The organism is Nocardia sp. NPDC059228, assembly GCF_042754245.1.
Classification (GTDB): domain Bacteria; phylum Actinomycetota; class Actinomycetes; order Mycobacteriales; family Mycobacteriaceae; genus Nocardia.
On record NZ_JBHZAL010000049.1, the window covers coordinates 22,395 to 42,481 of the forward strand.

General features: G+C 66.3%; 19 protein-coding genes and 1 tRNA gene. All 20 read left to right on the forward strand.

Features of this window, described 5'->3' with window-relative positions; genetic code table 11:
- Positions 1-90 precede the first annotated feature (90 nt).
- Positions 91-1,143: a fused (3R)-hydroxyacyl-ACP dehydratase subunits HadA/HadB gene (locus tag ACFXKA_RS39000; RefSeq protein WP_379431284.1), complete on the forward strand. Its 1,053-nt coding sequence runs from the start codon at positions 91-93 to the stop codon at positions 1,141-1,143.
- A 181-nt stretch (positions 1,144-1,324) separates the two neighbouring features.
- Positions 1,325-1,397 (forward strand) — tRNA-Trp (locus ACFXKA_RS39005).
- Positions 1,398-1,426: 29 nt separating this feature from the next.
- Positions 1,427-1,816, forward strand: coding sequence for a preprotein translocase subunit SecE (gene secE / locus ACFXKA_RS39010; protein WP_354850767.1), 390 nt, complete (start codon positions 1,427-1,429; stop codon positions 1,814-1,816).
- A gap of 135 nt (positions 1,817-1,951) precedes the next feature.
- A complete protein-coding gene (nusG, locus tag ACFXKA_RS39015) occupies positions 1,952-2,785 on the forward strand; it encodes a transcription termination/antitermination protein NusG (protein ID WP_379431276.1) in 834 nt (277 codons plus the stop codon).
- 159 nt (positions 2,786-2,944) lie between these two features.
- The gene (gene rplK / locus ACFXKA_RS39020; protein WP_354850762.1) at positions 2,945-3,379 is read left to right on the forward strand and encodes a 50S ribosomal protein L11; all 435 of its coding nucleotides are present in this window, start codon (positions 2,945-2,947) and stop codon (positions 3,377-3,379) included.
- A 70-nt stretch (positions 3,380-3,449) separates the two neighbouring features.
- Positions 3,450-4,160: a 50S ribosomal protein L1 gene (gene rplA, locus ACFXKA_RS39025; RefSeq protein WP_040862030.1), complete on the forward strand. Its 711-nt coding sequence runs from the start codon at positions 3,450-3,452 to the stop codon at positions 4,158-4,160.
- 418 nt (positions 4,161-4,578) lie between these two features.
- Positions 4,579-5,133: a 50S ribosomal protein L10 gene (gene rplJ / locus ACFXKA_RS39030; RefSeq protein ID WP_354850760.1), complete on the forward strand. Its 555-nt coding sequence runs from the start codon at positions 4,579-4,581 to the stop codon at positions 5,131-5,133.
- Positions 5,134-5,197: 64 nt separating this feature from the next.
- Positions 5,198-5,578 carry a 50S ribosomal protein L7/L12 gene (rplL, locus tag ACFXKA_RS39035; protein ID WP_354850757.1) on the forward strand — a complete coding sequence of 127 codons (381 nt, stop codon included), beginning with the start codon at positions 5,198-5,200 and terminating at the stop codon, positions 5,576-5,578.
- Between the two features lie 272 nt (positions 5,579-5,850).
- Positions 5,851-6,912, forward strand: coding sequence for an ABC transporter ATP-binding protein (locus ACFXKA_RS39040; protein WP_379431277.1), 1,062 nt, complete (start codon positions 5,851-5,853; stop codon positions 6,910-6,912).
- Between the two features lie 10 nt (positions 6,913-6,922).
- Positions 6,923-7,717 carry an ABC transporter permease gene (locus tag ACFXKA_RS39045; RefSeq protein WP_354850753.1) on the forward strand — a complete coding sequence of 265 codons (795 nt, stop codon included), beginning with the start codon at positions 6,923-6,925 and terminating at the stop codon, positions 7,715-7,717.
- Between the two features lie 66 nt (positions 7,718-7,783).
- Positions 7,784-8,587 carry an ABC transporter permease gene (locus ACFXKA_RS39050; protein ID WP_354850825.1) on the forward strand — a complete coding sequence of 268 codons (804 nt, stop codon included), beginning with the start codon at positions 7,784-7,786 and terminating at the stop codon, positions 8,585-8,587.
- Entirely contained in the window at positions 8,584-9,936 is a 1,353-nt protein-coding gene (locus tag ACFXKA_RS39055; protein ID WP_354850751.1) for an MCE family protein, read from the forward strand. The genes ACFXKA_RS39050 and ACFXKA_RS39055 overlap by 4 nt, the downstream gene beginning before the upstream one ends.
- Positions 9,937-9,944: 8 nt before the next feature.
- A complete protein-coding gene (locus tag ACFXKA_RS39060; RefSeq protein ID WP_354850823.1) occupies positions 9,945-11,021 on the forward strand; it encodes an MlaD family protein in 1,077 nt (358 codons plus the stop codon).
- Positions 11,021-12,028, forward strand: a complete 1,008-nt coding sequence (locus ACFXKA_RS39065) for an MCE family protein (RefSeq protein WP_354850748.1) — start codon at positions 11,021-11,023, stop codon at positions 12,026-12,028. The genes ACFXKA_RS39060 and ACFXKA_RS39065 overlap by 1 nt, the downstream gene beginning before the upstream one ends.
- Before the next feature lie 3 nt (positions 12,029-12,031).
- A complete protein-coding gene (locus ACFXKA_RS39070; protein ID WP_379431278.1) occupies positions 12,032-13,309 on the forward strand; it encodes an MCE family protein in 1,278 nt (425 codons plus the stop codon).
- Positions 13,306-14,547 (forward strand): MCE family protein, encoded by a 1,242-nt coding sequence (locus ACFXKA_RS39075; protein WP_379431279.1) that lies wholly within the window; start codon positions 13,306-13,308, stop codon positions 14,545-14,547. Before ACFXKA_RS39070 ends, ACFXKA_RS39075 begins: the two co-directional genes overlap by 4 nt.
- On the forward strand, positions 14,544-15,788 hold the full coding sequence (locus ACFXKA_RS39080; protein WP_379431280.1) for an MCE family protein: 1,245 nt from the start codon (positions 14,544-14,546) through the stop codon (positions 15,786-15,788). Before ACFXKA_RS39075 ends, ACFXKA_RS39080 begins: the two co-directional genes overlap by 4 nt.
- Before the next feature lie 82 nt (positions 15,789-15,870).
- Complete coding sequence (locus ACFXKA_RS39085) at positions 15,871-16,728, forward strand: hypothetical protein (protein ID WP_379431281.1); 858 nt, start codon at positions 15,871-15,873, stop codon at positions 16,726-16,728.
- 12 nt (positions 16,729-16,740) lie between these two features.
- Positions 16,741-17,493: a hypothetical protein gene (locus ACFXKA_RS39090; protein WP_379431282.1), complete on the forward strand. Its 753-nt coding sequence runs from the start codon at positions 16,741-16,743 to the stop codon at positions 17,491-17,493.
- A 534-nt stretch (positions 17,494-18,027) separates the two neighbouring features.
- Positions 18,028-20,087, forward strand: a 2,060-nt coding sequence (locus ACFXKA_RS39095; protein WP_379431283.1) for a DNA-directed RNA polymerase subunit beta, incomplete at its 3' end; no start/stop codon positions are given.

The window sequence follows — 20,087 nt, forward strand, 5'->3', positions numbered from 1 at the left end:
GGTTCAGCGCTCTCGCCCGATCCCGTTCCGGGGATCAGATAGGGACTTCCTGCCGTGACGATCAACATCGACATTGACACCGAGGCCGACATGGTCGATTCCAGCGAGGTCTTCGACCCCGCCGCACACGCCGCCGCCATGGTCGGCCACCACTACCGCGTCGACGACTATTACGAGGTCGGCCGCGAGAAGGTGCGCGAGTACGCCCGCGCGGTGCAGGACTATCACCCGGTCCACTGGGACGAGGACATCGCCCAGAGCTACGGTCACAACGGGCTGGTCGCCCCCCTCACCTTCATCTCCCTGGTCGGAATCCTGGCCCAGCGCAAGCTCTTCGAGCAGATCGTCACCGGCTACGACCTGAGCCAGATCATGCAGACCGATCAGATCCTGGAGTTCCACCGGCCCATCCGGGCCGGCGACCAGCTGTCCTGCATCGTCTACCTGCACTCCTTCCGGCAGGCCTTCGGCGGCGACATCATCGTCACCCGCAACGACGTGGTCGACCAGAACGACGAGCTGGTCCTCACCACGTACACCACCCTCATCGGCCGCAGCGGCGGTGACATCGATCCCAATATCGGTGACGCCGTGCGCAACGTGCTCATGCACGGCGTCGGCCCGGAGGAGCGCCCGGAGCACCACCCGCGCAGCGCCGACGTGCCGCCGACCCCGGCGCCGGTCGAGATCGCGGCCACCGGCACGATCGTCGCGAGCAAGCACGTCCGCCGCTTCGAGGATGTGATCGCCGGCGCCGAACTGCCCCCGCGCGTGGTTCATCTCACCCGCGGTGATCTGGTGAACTACGCCGGCGTGTCCGGCGACGCCAACCCGATCCACTGGAGCGACGATGTCGTGAAGCTGGTCGGCCTGGAAAACGTTGTGGCGCACGGCATGCTGACCATGGGCCTGGGTGGCGGTTTCGTCACCTCCTGGCTCGGCGACCCGGGCGCGGTCAAGGAGTACAACGTCCGCTTCACCAGCCCCGTCTACGTTCCGGTCGACCGTCCCGCGGAAATCGAGTACACCGGCAAGGTCAAGTCCGTGGACCCGGAGACCCGCACCGCCGTCGTCGCCATCGTGGCGAAGTCCGAGGGGCGCAAGATCTTCGGCCGCGCCACCGCAACGGTGCAGCTCTCCTGACCTTCGACCCGAGGTACGCTGCGACACCCCGATTGGCGATCGCCACGCGGGGTAACGTACACTCGGGAATCTGGGGTCACCAGCCGATGCGCGCTGCTCCGAGGAGCGGCGCGCGTGTTGTGTGAAAACCCGTGTACAACTGAATAGAACAGTGGCTGGACTCGTTACCCCGTCCAGCCGAAGGGGCGTAGCTCAACTGGCAGAGCAGCGGTCTCCAAAACCGCAGGTTGCAGGTTCAAGTCCTGTCGCCCCTGCCCTGGATGCCGACGTAGAGAGGATCGACGTGAGCGACGAGCGGGACACTCGCCACGAAGATGGCGATGACACCGCCGCGGTGGCTCGGCCGAGCGGCAAGCGGTCCGCCCGGCGCACGCGCGCCGCGTCGTCCAGCGCTGTCGCGACGATCGATCGACCGTCGGCCTCGGCCAAGGCAACCACCAAGCAGTCCGGCAAGGACAAGAAGGCCGGGCGAGGCGGAACGGGCAATCCGTTCAAGCGCCTGGTGAAGTTCCTCAAGGAAGTCATCGCGGAACTTCGCAAGGTCATCTGGCCCAACCGCAAGCAGATGGTCACCTATACGAGCGTTGTCCTGGTGTTCGTGATTTTCATCGTCGCGTTCATCAGCGGGTTGGATCTGGCGTTCATCAAGGGTGTCAACTGGCTCTTCGGCTAGGCGGCACGATGACCGCGTCTGACCGTCGCGGCCGGTGACCGGCCCCCGGGCAGAGGCGGGGAGCGGGACCATCCGCCGGGCGTTTTGTCCCGGCGCGCAGAGGATTACGTGACGACTAAGGAAGCGAGTGCCCCAGTGAGCACCCCGGAGAACGGCACAACCGAGGAATTCCCGGTGGATGACGCGGTGATCGAAGAGACCACCGCGGACGTCGAAGACGACGCTGAGGGCTTCGCCGACGAGGCCGAGACTTTTGCCGCCGACGCGGAGGCCGGCGAGTTCGCCGCCGACGCCGAGGAGGACGAGCCCGCCCGCCCCGCCGCCGAGCTCTCCGATGAGCCGGCCGACCCGGTCGCCGAGATGACCGCCGCGCTGCGGCGCGCGCCCGGTGACTGGTACGTCGTCCACTCCTACGCCGGCTACGAGAACAAGGTGAAGACCAATCTCGAGACCCGCGTGCAGAACCTCGGTCTCGAGGACTACATCTTCCAGGTCGAGGTGCCGACCGAAGAGGTCACCGAGATCAAGAACGGCCAGAAGAAGAACGTCAACCGCAAGGTGCTGCCGGGCTACATCCTGGTCCGCATGGAGCTGAACGACGAGTCCTGGGGCGCGGTGCGCAACACCCCCGGTGTCACCGGTTTCGTCGGCGCCACCTCGCGGCCCTCGCCGCTCACCATTCCCGAAGTGGTGAAGTTCCTGGTCCCGGCCGCGCAGCAGAAGAAGGCCGCCCCGGCCGCCGCTGCCGCCGCCACCGCGGCCCCCGGCGAGACCCCGATCGTGAAGCCGGTCATCGAGGTCGACTTCGAGGTCGGCGAGTCGGTGACCGTCATGGACGGCCCCTTCGCCACCCTCCCGGCCAGCATCTCCGAGGTCAATGCCGAGCAGCAGAAGCTCAAGGTGCTGGTCTCGATCTTCGGCCGCGAGACTCCGGTCGAGCTGGCCTTCACGCAGGTCGCCAAGATTTAAGTGCGTCAGGGCGGTGGCCCGGTCCGCTTCCGGGCCGGTGTCACCGCCTTTTTCGCGTTCGCATAGACTTGACGGGTTGTGCCTCGGGCGATCCTGTCCGGGGCACGGTCCGGAGAAGGCTTACGGGAATCCGTAAGGAACCTAACCCAAGGAAGAAAGATGCCCCCGAAGAAGAAGAAGGTCGCTGGGCTCATCAAGCTCCAGATCCAGGCCGGTGCCGCCAACCCGGCTCCGCCGGTCGGTCCGGCGCTGGGTCAGCACGGCGTCAACATCATGGAGTTCTGCAAGGCGTACAACGCGGCGACCGAGTCGCAGCGTGGCAACGTCATCCCGGTCGAGATCACGGTCTACGAAGACCGCTCGTTCGACTTCAAGCTGAAGACGCCGCCCGCCGCGCGTCTGCTGCTGAAGGCCGCCGGGATCCAGAAGGGCTCCGCCGAGCCGCACCGCAACAAGGTCGCGCAGATCACCATGGACCAGGTCCGTGAGATCGCCAAGACCAAGCAGGAAGACCTGAACGCCAACGACATCGACGCCGCGGCGAAGATCATCGCTGGTACCGCCCGCTCGATGGGTATCACCATCGCGGAGTAGGGCTTTCGAGCTCTTGTGGAAGGGACCGCCTGTCCCGCACCACTTCTGACTTAGACAAGGACAGAGAATCATGGCAAAACGAAGCAAGGCTTATCTCGAGGCGGCCGCCAAGGTCGACCGCGCCGCGCTCTACGCTCCGCTGGCCGCCGCGCGCCTGGCGAAGGAGACCGCGACCACCAAGACCGACGCGACCGTCGAGGTCGCCGTCCGTCTGGGCGTCGACCCCCGCAAGGCCGACCAGATGGTCCGTGGCACCGTCAACCTGCCGCACGGCACCGGTAAGACCGCCCGCGTCATCGTGTTCGCGGTCGGCGACAAGGCCGCCGAGGCCGAGGCCGCCGGTGCGGACGCCGTGGGCGCCGAGGACCTGATCGAGCGCATCCAGGGCGGCTGGCTGGACTTCGACGCCGCGATCGCCACCCCGGACCAGATGGCCAAGGTCGGTCGTATCGCTCGCGTGCTGGGCCCGCGTGGCCTGATGCCGAACCCGAAGACCGGCACCGTCACCCCCGATGTGACGAAGGCCGTCAACGACATCAAGGGCGGCAAGATCAACTTCCGCGTCGACAAGCAGGCCAACCTGCACTTCGTGATCGGCAAGGCTTCCTTCGACGAGAAGAAGCTGGCCGAGAACTACGGCGCCGCGCTCGACGAGATCCTGCGTGTCAAGCCCTCCACCGCGAAGGGCCGCTACGTCAAGAAGGTGACGTTCTCGACCAACACCGGACCGGGCATCCCGGTGGATCCGAACCGCACCCGCAACTTCGCCGAGGAAGACTGACTCCTCGGCGCGGTAACGCGTAGCAACGCATGAAGCCCGAAGGGCCGGTACGAATCTCGTACCGGCCCTTCGCTTTTGCGAAGCAGAACAACAGCGGACGGGCGGGGGTGTCACCCCTGTTTTGGCGTATCGATGCTGGTCCGCTATATTGGACGACGGTCACCGGCCTGTTCGGTGATCACCCCCAAATCGTTCTACCGAAGACCGTTGGTTGCTGCCGTCAGGCGGCTGAAGGTCCGGCGATATTGCCGGCGGCCCACGCAGGGAGAGCCGAGGTCGGGAAACCCGCGAGAAATCGCGACTGTTTCTTGTGCGCCCCGGGACCACCTTGCGTCCGGGGCGTTTGCTTTGTCGCCGGCCCCTGTGGCGGAACTCGGTAGTTCATACGAGATCCGACCATCCAGAGAGGAGGCGAAGTATGGCAAAGGCTGAGAAGGTCACCGCGGTTGCGGAGATCACCGAGCAGTTCAAGTCGTCCACCGCGACTGTCGTCACGGAATACCGTGGCCTGTCCGTCGGCAAGATCACTGAGCTGCGTCGTGCCCTCGGCGCGAACGCTACCTACTCCGTCGCCAAGAACACCCTGGTCAAGCGCGCTGCCGCCGAGGCGGGCGTGGAAGGCCTGGATGACTTGTTCGTCGGTCCGACCGCCATCACCTTCATTACGGGTGAGCCGGTCGACGCCGCGAAGGCGCTGAAGGCGTTCGCCAAGGACAACAAGGCGCTCATCATCAAGGGCGGCTACATGGACGGCGCCGCGCTGTCCGTGTCCGAGGTCGAGCGCATTGCCGACCTGGAGTCGCGCGAGGTGCTGCTGGCCAAGCTGGCCGGCGCGATGAAGGGCAACCTGTCGAAGGCTGCCGGGCTGTTCGCCGCCCCGGCCTCGCAGATCGCCCGCCTGGCCGCGGCCCTGGAGGAGAAGAAGCGCGCCGAGGGTGGCGCCGCCGAAGCTCCGGCCGCAGACGCCGAATAAGTCACTACCCCAAACCTCTTCGTCGCCGTTCGCGCGGTGACGGAACTACCGAAAGGAAATATCAATGGCCAACGTTGATGAGCTGCTCGAGACCTTCGCCGGCATGACCCTGCTGGAGCTGTCCGAGTTCGTGAAGGCGTTCGAGGACAAGTTCGAGGTCACCGCCGCTGCTCCGGTCGCCGTCGCCGCGGTCGCCGGTGGCGCTGCCCCGGCCGAGGCTGCCGAGGAGCAGGACGAGTTCGACGTCATCCTCGAGGGTGCCGGCGACAAGAAGATCCAGGTCATCAAGGTCGTCCGCGAGATCGTCTCCGGCCTGGGCCTGAAGGAAGCCAAGGACCTGGTCGAGGGTGCCCCGAAGCCGATCCTGGAGAAGGTCGCCAAGGACGCCGCCGAGGCCGCCAAGGCGAAGCTGGAAGAGGCCGGCGCCAAGGTTTCCGTCAAGTAAGACGGACCTGTGGCGGGGCACAGCCCCGTGCCGCTTTGATTGTGAAAAGGGTGGTTCCCATTGGGGGACCGCCCTTTTCGCGTATTGTGCCGTCGTGATTGGCGCGTAATCGATAATTCGATACGAATGTTGCTACCGACCAGTCAGGTCCCGGTGTCCGAGACGGTGTATATGCGATACAGTGACCGGACCTACTGTGATGCGCCACACCGCGCGAATTTTGTGGCCCGTAGTCACACGTAGTGCGCTCGTCGGAGAAAGTGGAGGTTGGCGTGGGCGTCGAGGTCAGAACCGAAGGCATCACGAAGTCGTTCGGTTCGCAGCGTATTTGGCAGGATGTCACGCTGACGCTGCCGCCGGGGGAAGTCAGCGCATTGCTCGGCCCGTCGGGTACCGGTAAGTCGGTCTTCCTGAAGTCGTTGATCGGTCTGCTGCGCCCGGAGAAGGGCTCGATCTACATCGACGGCACCGACATCACCACCTGCTCGAACAAGGAGCTCTACGAGATCCGCAAGCTGTTCGGTGTCCTGTTCCAGGATGGCGCGCTGTTCGGGTCGATGAACCTGTTCGACAACACGGCCTTCCCGTTGCGTGAGCACACCAAGAAGAGCGAATCCGAGATCAAGAAGATCGTGATGGAGAAGCTCGAGCTGACCGGTCTGCTGGGCGCGGAGGGCAAGCTGCCCGGTGAGATCTCCGGTGGTATGCGCAAGCGTGCCGGTCTGGCTCGCGCGCTGGTGCTGGACCCGCAGATCATCCTGGTCGACGAGCCGGACTCGGGTCTGGATCCGGTTCGTACCACGTATCTTTCGCAGTTGTTGATCGATATCAACGCGCAGATCGACGCGACGATCCTGATCGTGACGCACAACATCAACCTGGCTCGTACGGTGCCGGACAACATCGGCATGCTGTTCCGCCGCAATCTGGTCATGTTCGGTCCGCGTGAGGTGCTGCTGACCTCGGAGGAGCCGGTGGTCAAGCAGTTCCTCAACGGCCGTATGCAGGGCCCGATCGGTATGTCGGAGGAGAAGGACGAAGCCCAGATGGCCCGTGAGCAGGCCATGTTCGACTCGGGTCACCACGCCGGTGGCGCGGAGGAGATCGAGGGCATCATCCCGCAGATGCGGGCGCAGCCGGGCATGCCGGTCCGCGGTGCCGTCGGACGTCGTCGCGAGCGGGTCCGCCAGATCATGCATACGCTGCCGCCGGCCGCCCAGGAAGCCATTCGCGAATCGATGTCGCAGAACGGCGACGAGGCCGACACGCAGGTGATGCCCGCCTATCAGGGTGGCTACGACGCCACGGTTCGACAGAACCTGACTAACGGGTAACATACGCGGCGTGAATCCCACCCTGACGCGACTGCGCACCCCGGTCGAGTCGGGACTTGCCCAGGCCGGCAACATATTCGCACTCTTCCTGGACGTGTTCCGGAAGACGTTCCGCCGGCCCTTCCAGTGGCGGGAGTTCATCGAACAGTCGTGGTTCATCGCGAGTGTCTCGATCCTTCCCGCTGCTCTGGTGGCAATCCCGTTCGGCGCCGTGGTGGCCCTGCAGACCGGCTCGCTCATCAAGCAGCTGGGGGCGGAGAACTTCACCGGCGCGACCAGTGTTCTGGCCACCGTGCAGCAAGCTGCACCGGTCGTCACCGCGCTGATCATCGCCGGCGCCGCCGGCTCGGCCGTGGCCGCCGATCTCGGCTCGCGCACCATTCGCGAGGAGATCGACGCCATGGAGGTACTCGGCATCGATCCCATCCAGCGCCTCGTGGTTCCGCGCGTGCTGGGCATGATGCTGGTGGCCTTCCTGCTCAACGGCCTGGTCTCGGTCGTCGGCATCTGCGGCGGCTACTTCTTCAACGTCGGGCTGCAGGGCGGCACCCCGGGCGCGTACCTCGCGTCCTTCTCCGCCCTCGCACAGATCCCCGACCTGGTCATCGGCGAGATCAAGGCCCTGATCTTCGGCGTGGTGGCGGGTGTGATCGCCGCCTACAAGGGCCTGCATCCGAAGGGGGGACCGAAAGGAGTGGGTGACGCGGTGAACCAATCCGTGGTGATCACGTTCCTCGTTCTGTTCTTCCTGAATCTGATCCTCACCCTGATCTACCTTCAGGTCGTCCCCGCAAAGGGCGCGTGATCCATGGTTGTTTCGCAGCGCACCACCGTCTTCTCCCGGTCGGCGCGCCGGGTCAGACCCGCGCTCATGGCGCCGGTCGACCTGGTCGACAAGGCCGGCGATCAGATGTCGTTCTACTCCCGGGCGATCGGCGCGATCCCGAAGACGATCGTGCACTTCCGCAAGGAGGTCATGCGGCTGCTGGCCGAGGTGACCTTCGGATCGGGCGCCCTCGCGGTCATCGGCGGCACCATCGGCGTCATCGTGTTCATGTCGGCCTCGGTCGGTGTGGTCGTCGGCCTGCAGGGCTTCAAGGCCCTCGACGCCCTGGGTTCCGGTGTCCTCACCGGCTTCCTGACCGGGTACATCAATACCCGCGAGCTCGCGCCACTGGTCGCGGCACTGGCACTGTCGGCGACGGTCGGCTGTGGTTTCACCGCGCAGCTGGGCGCCATGCGGATCTCCGAGGAGATCGACGCGCTCGAGGTGATGGCGGTGCCGTCGGTGCCCTTCCTGGTGACCACGCGCGCCATCGCCGGCTTCCTCGCCGTGATTCCGCTGTACGTGGTCGGCCTGCTGGGCACCTACCTGGCCTCGCGGATGATCAGCATCTACTTCAACGGGCAGTCCAGTGGTTCCTATGACCACTACTTCAGTCTGTTCCTGCCACCGGAGGACGTGCTCTATTCCTTCGTGAAGGTGCTCGTCTTCGCGTTCGTGATCATCCTGGTGCACTGCTACTACGGCTACAACGCCAGCGGTGGTCCCGCGGGCGTGGGTGTGGCCGTGGGCCGCGCGGTGCGCGCCGCCATCGTGCTGATCAACGTGCTCGATTTCTTCCTGTCCCTGGCGATCTGGGGCACGACCACGACGGTGCGGGTGGCCGGATGACCAACCCGCAGCGTGTGCAGTTCTGGCGATCCACCGAGAAACTGCGCAACCGTACCCTCGGCGTGCTCTTCTTCGTGCTGGTGGCGCTGTTCCTGTGGACCACCATCGCCATCTACAACAAGCAGTTCGTGGACACCGTCCGGGTCAACCTGATCACCGACACCGTCGGAAACGCGCTGACCCGCAACGCGGATGTGAAAGTCCGCGGCGTCACCGTAGGCGAGCTGCGGTCGAGCTCCTACGACGGCAAGAACGTCACGCTGGATCTGGCCATCGACCCGGGCAAGGCCGGCAAGATTCCGTCCAATGTGACCGCCCGCCTGCTGCCCAAGACGCTGTTCGGTGAGCGCTACATCGACCTGGTGTGGCCGGAGAGCCCGCAGGGCCATCTCACCGCGGGCGTGACCCTGCACCAGGACACCAGCGGCAACGCCGTCGAGGTGAGCCAGCTGCTGGACCACATCCTGCCGCTGCTGCAGGCGATTCCGCCGCAGTACCTGTCCTCCACGCTGGGCGCGCTGTCCAATGCGCTGCAGGGGCAGGGCGAGGAGCTGGGCAAGACCATCGACCGGCTCGACGACATCGTCACCCAGGTCAACGGTGAAATGCCGACGCTGCAACAGGATCTGAAGAGCCTGGCCGACGTGGCGACCACCTACGCCGATGCCGCGCCCGAGCTGGTGTCCGCGCTGGACAACCTGCGCACCACCAATGCCACCATCGTGCAGAAGCGTTCGCAGGTCGACACCCTGCTGGCGACGCTGACCCCGAGCGCCTCGACCACCGCCGACTTCCTGGTGGCCAACCGCGACAACATCATCGACGTGGCGGCGGACTCGCGGCCCGCGCTGGAGGCGCTGGCCAAGTACTCGCCCAGCTACAGCTGCGCGCTGGCCGGTTTCGCGGAGCTGAAGCCGCGCATCGACCAGATCTTCGGCAAGGGCACCAACCTGCCGGGCTCGCGCGTGACCGTGCAGATCGTGAATCCGCGCGGCCGCTACGTGCCCAACCAGGACGAGCCGCGCTGGTTCGACCCGCGTGGGCCGCTGTGCGTTCCGATGTACCCGCCGGGCACCGACCCGGGCCAGTACACCGACGGTTCCGCCAATGACGGTTCCTACCAGCCGCCGAGCCGTAATCCGGGTGACCAGAACGTCGGCCGCATGCCGGAGCCGCAGTACAAGGTGTACGGCCCGCAAGCGCCGACCACCGCCTACTCGCCGCAGGAGGCCCAGGCCCTGGGCGCGATCTACGGTGCGGCACACGGAGTTTCGCCCGAACAGGTGCCCACCTGGGTGACCAAGATCGCCGCCCCGGCCTTCCGCGGCAGTGAGGTGAGCGTCAAGTGAAGGATCTGCTGCGCGGCCTCGGGCCGACGCTGACCAAACTGATCGCCTTCATTCTCGTCACGGTCTTCCTGACGGGTGTGCTGGCGCTGACCATCGCCAACTACGGTGGCGGCGGTACCAAGTTCAATGCCCGGTTCACCGATGTGACCTCCCTGAACAAGGGCGACGAGGTGCGCGTGGCCGGTGTCCGGGTGGGCAAGGTGACCAATGTGTCCATCGTGGACAAGCGCCTGGCCAATGTGGAATTCGAACTGACCGACCGGGATTGGCTGCCCGCGTCCACCACCGCGACCATCAAGTACCGGAACCTGGTGGGCCAGCGCTACATCGCGCTGGAACAGGGCACCGGGCAGCAGGGCCGCAAGATGAACAAGGGCTCGACCATCCCGCTGGAGCGCACCAAGCCGGCGGTCAATCTGACCGAGCTGTTCAACGGCTTCCGGCCGCTGTTCCAGACGCTCACCCCCGAGGACGTCAACAAGCTGTCGTCCGAGATCATCCAGGTCTTCCAGGGCGAATCCGGCACCATCGCGGACCTGGTGGCCAACACCGCCTCGCTCACCAACAAGGTGGCCGACAAGGACGCGGTGATCGGTGAGCTGATCAAGAACCTGAATGCCGTGCTGGACAGCATCAATTCGCGCGGCGACCAGCTCGACCAGCTGATCGTCAATACCGAGGCGCTGGTCACCGGGCTGAACGCCGATCGCGGCACCATCGGCTCGGCGGTCACCTCGCTCGGCAACCTGGCCTCGGCCACCGCCGACCTGCTGGTCCCGGTGCGGCCGAACCTGCAGGGCGCCATCGCCGGTCTGAACCAGCTCACCGGCACTCTCAACGACCGCAAGGACGAGGTCGACGAGGGCCTGACCAACCTGCCCATCAAGATGGAGAAGCTCGGTCGCGCGGCGTCCTACGGCTCCTGGTTCCAGTTCTATCTGTGCGGCATCGACATCGTCGCCGGACCGGGCACCAAGGACGCGCCGCAGCTGAACTTCCCGCCCGCACTGCAGAACATGCCGACTGTGAACCAGCCGATCTACACGAATCCGGCCCCGCGCTGCCATGGGAAGGGAGGCCGCTGATGGACGACCGCGCTGTATTGGGCAAGCGCAGTCCGGCGTTCATGGGTGGGCTGGGCCTGATCCTGGTGCTGCTGGTGACCCTGTCCGCGTTCAATCTCGACAAACTGCCGATCATCGGGGCCGGCATCAAGTACACCGCCGAGTTCTCCGAGGCCGCGGGCCTGAAGAAGGGCAACGAGGTGCGCATCGCCGGCGTCAAGGTCGGCGCGGTGTCCGATGTCCGCCTCGACGGCGACAAGGTGCTGGTGGACTTCCGCACCCAGGATGCCTGGATCGGGGACGAGTCCACCGCCTCGATCCAGATCAAGACCGTGCTCGGGCAGAAGTACCTGGCGCTGGATCCCAAGGGCACCAAGGTCCTGAACCCCTCGGATCGGATCCCGCTCTCGCGCACCGTGTCTCCCTACGACGTGGTGGACGCGTTCAGCGACGCCGCCAAGAACATCGAGCAGACCGACACCGCGCAGCTGGCGAAGAGCTTCACCGTGCTGTCGGACGCCTTCTCGGCCACCCCGCCGGAACTGCGCAGCTCCATCGACGGCGTCGCCCGGCTCTCGGAGACGCTGGCCAAGCGTGACGATCAGCTCAAGAAGCTGTTCGCGGCCACCAAGACCACCACCAAGGTGCTGGCCGACCGCAACCAGGAGTTCGAGCGGCTCATCTCCAACGGCGGTGAGCTGCTGGCCGAGCTGAACGTGCGCCAGCAGGCCATCCACCAGCTGCTCACCGGCGCGAAAACCGTTGCGGCGGAACTGACAGCGCTGGTCAAGGACAACGAGGCCCAGATCGGCCCGGCACTGACCAACCTCAACAAGACCATCGACCTGCTCAACGACCACCAGGCCGACCTGTCCAAGACCCTCACGCTGGCCGCGCCCTTCTACGGGCTCTACTCCAACGTGCTGGGCAACGGCCGCTGGTTCGACGCGGTCATCACGAACCTGATTCCGCCCGCGCTGCCGGACATCCCGGGTGATCGTCAGCCGATCCGAAAGATGGGAGGTTAACTCGTGGCGAGCAATCCGCTGTCCGCCCTGCGTGGCGCCAGCACCAAGAGCAAGATCATCGCCGGAGTGACCGTCCTGGCGGTGGTGCTCGCGGGCGTCGCGTGGTGGAGCTTCGATCGGCTCAACACCACCACCATCACCGCGTACTTCGACAAGTCCATCGGCATCTACAAGGGTTCCGACGTGCGCGTCCTGGGCGTGCCGGTGGGCCGGGTGGATTCGGTGGACCCGCAGGGCGACGTGGTCAAGGTCGTCATGAAGGTCGACCGCGGCTACGACATCCCCGCCGACGCCAAGGCCGCCCAGATCACCCCCTCGGTGGTGTCGGACCGGTACATCCAGCTCGCGCCCGCCTACAAGGGCGGACCGAAGATGGCCCGCAACGCCACCATTCCGAAGGATCGCACCGCGACCCCGGTCGAGGTGGACCGGCTCTACAACAGCATCACCGAACTGTCGAAGGCACTCGGCCCGGAGGGCGCCAACAAGCCCGACGGCGCCACCGGTGAAGGCGCGCTGAACCAGCTGGTGCGCACCGGCGCGGCGAACCTCGCCGGCAACGGCGACGCGCTGGGCAACAGCTTCACCCAGCTGTCCAAGGCCGCGCACACGCTCTCCGATTCGCGCACCGACATTTTCGACACGGTCAGGAACCTGCAGACCTTCGTGCAGACCCTGGCCGACAACGACGCGCAGGTGCGGACCTTCAACACCCAGCTGGCCTCGCTGGCCGGGTTCCTGTCCGACGAGCGTCAGACCCTCGGCCAGGCGCTGAACCTGCTGTCGGTCGCGCTCGGCGACGTGGCCCGGTTCATCGACAACAACCGGGACCTGGTGCAGTCCAACGCCGATGCGCTGACCAAGCTCACCCAGACCCTCGCCGACCAGCGCGACGATCTGGCCAAGGCGCTGCCGCTCATCCCGACCGCGCTGAGCAACCTGATCAACGTGCACAACGGTGAGTCCGGCACGCTCGACATGCGTCCCAACTTCACCGACCTGCAGGATCCCTTCGGCGTCATCTGCAAGATGCTGGACCTGGGCAAGCTGCGTCCCGGCGACCCCAAGTTCGATGCCATCTCGCGTCAGCTGCAGCCGATCCTGAACAACTGCAAGGTGATCACCGATCAGCTCACCGCCGGCGTGAAGACACCCTCGCTGGTGTTGCCCTTCGGCATCCTCAGCGGCGAGAACGAGCAGCACAACACGGTCCCCGGCACCGTCCCCGGTAATCCGTCCGACCAGCTGCCGCCGTCGCAGCAGGAAGGTGGGCAGCGATGAGCGCCAACCGGATTCGCGGCGGCCGGGTCCGGCGCACCGCCCTCCTGGCCACCTCGCTGGGCGCGGTGACGCTGATGGCGGCCGGCTGCGGCGCGGACAGCATTCCGCTGCCCGGCGGCCCGAACATCGGCAAGCACCCGCTGCACCTCGACATCCGCTTCGCCGACGTGCTGGACCTGGTCCCGCAGTCGTCGGTGAAGGTGGACGGTGTCGCGGTGGGGCGGGTCGACAAGATCCGCATCGCCCCCGAAAACGCCTGGGAAGCCAGCGTGCAGGTGCTCGTCGACGACAGCGTGAACCTGCCCGCCAATGCCCACGCCGAGGTCAAGCAGACCAACCTGCTGGGTGAGAAGTACATCGAACTGTCCGCTCCCGCGAAGGATGCCGATTCCGCGCGGCTGAAGGACGGCGCCAAGATCCCGGTCGAGAACACCCGCACCGCCACCGAGGTGGAGCAGGTGCTGGGCGCGCTGTCGCTGCTGCTCAATGGCGGCGGCGTGGCGCAGCTGCAGCCGATCGTGGTGGAGCTCAACAAGACTCTGGGCGGCCGCGAGGGCAAGGTCCGGGACCTGCTGAGCCAGGCCAACACCCTGATCAAGGGCCTCGACGACCAGGTCGACAACATCACCCGCGCGCTGGACAGCCTCGACACGCTGACCAGCCGGGTGGGGCAGCAGACCACCCAGATCTCCAAGATCCTCGACGAGCTGCCGGGCGGCATCAAGATCCTCAACGAGCAACGGCCGCAGCTGATTCAGCTGCTGGGCCAGCTGGATCGGGTGGGGCAGTCCGGATTCGACGTGTTGAACAAGTCCAAGGACAACCTGATCACCGACCTGTCCTCGCTGCGGCCCACGCTGCAGGCGCTGGGCGCGTCGGCGGGTGACCTGGTGACCGCGTTCCCGCTCATCCCGACCTACCCGTTCCCGGACGAGGCCATCAAGTCCGCGTTCGGCGGCCAGGTCAACACCTGGCTCTCGGTGGACCTGCAGATCGGCACTCTGCTGTCGAATCTCGGTGTGGGCAAACAGGATCCGCAGTACCTGCCGCCCGCGGGCCGCCAGGTCAACGTGGATCCGACCAACCCGTACTACAACGGCAACGGGCCGCGCGGCGGCTGGCCGACCGTCTCGCTGCTGCCGCTGCCGCCCACCGTGGCCCGGCCGATCGGGCAGCCGGGACCGACCGATCCGCTGGGATCGATTCTCGAGCAGCTGGGAGTGGGTGGTCCGCGATGACTCGTCTGGTGCGTAATCAGCTGATCGCCTTCGCGGTCATCGCGGTGCTCGGCGTCGTGTTCGTCGGCGCCAAGTACGTGCGGCTGGACAATATGCTCGGCTTCGGGCTGTACAAGGTGAAGGTCGAGGCCGCCGAAACCGGCAACCTGTCCAAGGGAGCGGAGGTCACCTACCGCGGTGTCCCCGTGGGCCGGGTCGGCGACCTCGACGTCACCCCCGACGGCGTGCTCATCACCCTGGAGATGAACTCCGGCAAGCCCAAGGTCCCCGCCAATGCCAAGGCGGTGGTGGCCGACCGCTCCGCCATCGGTGAGCAGTACGTGGACCTGCAGCCCACCAGCGACGGCGGGCCGTACCTGAAGGACGGCTCGGTCATCGTCGGCGCGCAGCTGCCCGTCCACGTCGAGGAGCTGCTCTCCAGCGTGGACCACTTCGCCGGCACCACCGACCTGAAGGCGCTGTCCACCACCATCACCGAGCTGGGCAAGGCGTTCGACGGCAAGGGCGACGACCTCAAGATCCTGATCGACTCGCTCAACAAGTTCAGCGCCACCGCCAGCGGTGACAACCTGCAGCAGACCCTGGCCCTGATCCGCTCGGCTCGCACCGTGCTGGGCACCCAGGCCGAGCAGTCCCCGGCGATCCTGCAGTTCAGCGACGGCCTGGACAAGCTCACCGCGCAGCTGAAGTCCAACGACCCGGATATCCGCCGCCTCATCGGCACCGGCACCGACGCGGGCTCCGCGATCCAGCGCCTGCTGCAGGAGAGCGGCCCGGCCCTGACCAAGGACCTCACCAACCTGCGCACCCTGCTGCTGGCCATCTCGCCGAAGTTCTACGCCCTCGGCCCGGTGCTGCAGATGCTGCCGCTGCTGCCGCTGGGTGGCTCGTCCACCGCACCCGGCGACGGCACCACCCACTTCGGCCTGGTGCTGGAGACCAACAACCCGCCCGCCTGCACGGTGGGATACGAAGGCACACAACGGATTCTGGACCAGATGAAGGCCCAGAACCCCAACTTCGACGACACCCGCGACGACTTCCCGCTCAATACCCAGGCCGGGTGCGCGGTACCGCAGGGCAGCGAGACCGATGTCCGCGGCGCCAGTCGCGCGGAGCTGGCCGACCCCAGCGTCGGGCAGCCCTGGGACGACAAGCCGAAGTACGACCCGGACAAGCTCAACCTGAACCCGGTGGCCACCCAGCTGGCCACGCTCATGGGCGTCACGCCCAAGCACTGACCGAGCTGCTCGGCACGCTCCGGGCAGCGAGATGGCACACAGTCCCAGCCCGGGCGCGAAGAGAGGAAAGTATGGTGGCGGCGTGAGTCAGCACAAGGACAGCGAATCGGGGGCGAACCTCGAGAAGCCGGCAACCCCGCCGGTTCCCGAAACAACCCCGGACGCGTCCTCGGCGGACGTCGCGCCGGAGCCGGCCGCATCCGAGACCGAGTCGGCCGAGTCGGCCGCCGGGCCGGAGTCGGCCGAATCCACCGCGGAGCCGGCCACCGTGCCGGACGAGCCCACCGCGCCGGTCGCCGTGCCGGACGAGCCCGCTGAACAGGTCGCCGAGCTGCCGCCGACGTCCGGCGCCGTCGGCTCGGACCCGCGGAAGCTCGTCACCGTCGGCGCGGCCGCGCTGCTGGTGGTGTCGGTGATCGCCGCCGCCGTGGTCGGATTCATCTGGTTCGGTGACGCCAGGGACAGCTCCCGGGCCGATGCCCGCGACGCCGTCCTGACCGACGCCCGCCAGGCCGCCGTCAACCTGATGTCCATCAACCCGGACGACATCGACGGGTCGCTGGCGAACATCCGGTCATCGATGACCGGCGAGCTGCTCCAGCAGCAGGAGAGCGGGCAGGATCAGCTCAAGCAGACCGCCCAGGACTCCAAGACCCGCATCCAGGCCGCCGTCGAGGGCATCACCGTCACCGCGCTCAACAGTGAGCTCGACCACGCCTCTGCCTTCGCGGTCCTGAAGATCACCCGCAGCTGGCCCGGTGGCCAGCCCGCGTCCTTCCGTCAGCTGTGGACCCTCGACCTGGTCAAGGTCGGCAGCACCTGGAAGGCCGAGAAGGCGCAGAACCTCGGCGAGCCGGTGCCCCTGGGCTCGGCCGCGCCGCAGCAGGACGCGCCCCAGCAGCCGACTTCGACCCAGCCCACCCCCAAGCCGGGCAACTAGGAGGGAGTGACCATGGCCAACCGGAAGCGACCCGTCAACCGCGTCACCCCGCGCCGCCCGGCCGCACAGCGCGGCACCGCGTCGCGCACCACCGCCGCCGACGTCCAGGCCGGGAGCGCCGAGCGGAAGACCACGAGCGCCCGGTCCACCTCCGAGCGTTCGGATCGGACCGCGTCGCGCACCACCCCGCCGCGCGGTCCAGGTCTGTCCAAAGACAGTGCCCCGCAACAGTATTCCAAGCCGACCGGCCAGGGCGGATTTTGGCGTAACTGGGGTGTCGCCACGGTGTGCGCAGCGCTCTCCGCGCTGCTGCTGGCCTTCGCGATCGCCGGTGGCGTACATCACTGGGTGAGCAAGCCCGATTCGAACTCGGGCAATCTGGCCTACGTCGACAACAAGGCCACCGACGAGGTGAAGGCCGCCGGCGACCACGCGCTGACCACGCTCTACGGCTACAAGGCCGCCGAGATCGACAAGTGGAAGGCCTCGGTCAACTCGGTGCTCACCGACAAGATGCAGAAGGACTTCGCCAAGTACGTCGACACCACGGTCGAGACCATCAAGCAGACCCAGACCGACACCGACGTCAAAACCGATCCGATCGGCGTGACCCTTCTCACCGGCGACCGCGCCGAGCTCCTGGTCAATCTGAACATCTCCGCGGTCAAGGACGGCAAGCCCGAACCCCTCGCCTCGGGTCCGATCGTGCTGCGCATGCAGAAGGTCGGTGGTCACTGGCTGGCCGCCGAGATCACCGACAAGTAAGCGCCTCCCCGCCGCCGCATGCCGGCGTCTTTCCGGCATCGCACGACGTCGGAAGGTGATCTTGTAGGGGGACAGGCGATCTCGCGATTTGTCAACTCGGGCCGCCACTTGACGAGTTTCGTCCGACCCGTCACGCTATTCACAACAGCGGCGGCTGTCACAGGGGACAGAACGCCGGCGAGGGCCTTGCGAACGCAGCCAGCGGACTTGCGGCCCGGCCGGAAAACCGTGTGGAGACCGTCACTCGGCTGTGGTGATATCGGCGTTCTGATCGCCGGGATATCGACACGGACACACCGGGGCGAAGTTGCCGCCCACGGATCGTCACGGGTGGTACTTTGACACCCCCGTAGGTTTGGGTGTAGTTTTGGACGTTGCGCTGGCTGCCTCCTGTCCATACCTCGATCGCATCACGAAAGTTCCACCCTTCCGGTGTTACTTCCGTTGTTTGCTGTTCGGGTTTCGTTCGGGTCGTACCAGCGGAATTCGTAGCAGACAAGCGACGGTCGCGGACCACCACGCGACGCGCGTGAGGTGCTGGAAGGACGCATCTTGGCAGTCTCCACCCAGACCAAGGCCGGTATTCCCGGAGCCCCGAAGCGGGTGTCTTTCGCGAAGATTCGTGAGCCCCTGGAGGTTCCCGGACTTCTCGATCTACAAACCGAATCGTTCGCCTGGCTGGTCGGTTCAGCAGACTGGCGTGAGCGTGCCACCGCGCGCGGCGACGTCACCAATCCCGTCGGGGGCCTCGAGGAGGTGCTCGAGGAGCTGTCTCCGATCGAGGACTTCTCCGGCTCCATGTCGCTGTCCTTCTCCGACCCGCGCTTCGAAGAGGTCAAGGCCTCCATCGAGGAGTGCAAGGACAAGGACATGACCTACGCGGCGCCGCTGTTCGTGACCGCGGAGTTCATCAACAACAACACCGGCGAGATCAAGTCTCAGACGGTCTTCATGGGTGACTTCCCGATGATGACCGACAAGGGCACGTTCATCATCAACGGCACCGAGCGCGTCGTCGTGTCGCAGCTGGTCCGTTCCCCGGGTGTGTACTTCGACGAGTCGATCGACAAGTCCACCGAGAAGACGCTGCACTCCGTGCGTGTCATCCCGTCGCGCGGCGCGTGGCTGGAGTTCGACGTGGACAAGCGCGACACCGTCGGCGTCCGCATCGACCGCAAGCGCCGGCAGCCGGTCACCGTGCTGCTCAAGGCGCTGGGTATGACCACCGAGGAGATCACCGAGCGCTTCGGCTTCTCGGAGATCATGATGTCCACCCTCGAGAAGGACTCCACCCCGGGTCAGGACGAGGCGCTGCTCGACATCTACCGCAAGCTGCGTCCGGGCGAGCCGCCGACCAAGGAGTCCGCGCAGACCCTGCTGGAGAACCTGTTCTTCAAGGAGAAGCGCTACGACCTGGCTCGCGTCGGTCGCTACAAGATCAACAAGAAGCTCGGCCTGAACCTGGACAAGCCGGTCACCGGTTCGACGCTGACCAAGGAAGACATCGTCGCGACGATCGAGTACCTGGTCCGCCTGCACCAGGGCGATCGCCTGATGACCGCCCCCGGCGGCTCCGAGGTCCCGGTCGACGTCGATGACATCGACCACTTCGGCAACCGTCGTCTGCGGACGGTTGGCGAGCTGATCCAGAACCAGATCCGCGTCGGTCTGTCCCGCATGGAGCGCGTCGTGCGTGAGCGCATGACCACCCAGGACGTCGAGGCGATCACCCCGCAGACCCTGATCAACATCCGCCCGGTCGTGGCGGCGATCAAGGAGTTCTTCGGCACCTCGCAGCTGTCGCAGTTCATGGACCAGAACAACCCGCTGTCGGGTCTGACCCACAAGCGTCGACTGTCGGCGCTGGGCCCGGGTGGTCTGTCCCGTGAGCGCGCCGGCCTGGAAGTTCGTGACGTCCACCCGTCGCACTACGGCCGCATGTGCCCGATCGAGACCCCGGAAGGCCCGAACATCGGCCTGATCGGCTCGCTGTCGGTGTACGCGCGGGTCAACCCGTTCGGTTTCATCGAGACCCCGTACCGCAAGGTCGTGAACGGCCGCGTCACCGATGAGGTCAAGTACCTGACCGCCGACGAGGAGGACCGCCACGTTCGTGCGCAGGCCAACTCTCCGGTCGACGCCGACGGCAACTTCCTCGAGGACAAGGTGCTCGCCCGCCGCGGCAACGAGGAGATGGAGTACGTCGCGCCGACCGAGGTGACCTTCATGGACGTCTCGCCGCGCCAGATGGTGTCGGTCGCGACCGCCATGATCCCGTTCCTCGAGCACGACGACGCCAACCGTGCCCTCATGGGCGCGAACATGCAGCGTCAGGCCGTGCCGCTGATCCGTTCCGAGTCGCCGCTGGTCGGCACCGGCATGGAGCTGCGCGCCGCCGTCGACGCCGGTGACGTGGTCGTGAACCAGAAGGCCGGTGTGGTGGAAGAGGTTTCGGCCGACTTCATCACCGTGATGCACGACGATGGCACTCGCCGCAGCTACCGGCTGCGTAAGTTCGAGCGTTCGAACCAGGGCACCTGCGCCAACCAGCGTCCGATCGTGGACGAGGGTATGCGGGTGGAGGCCGGGCATGT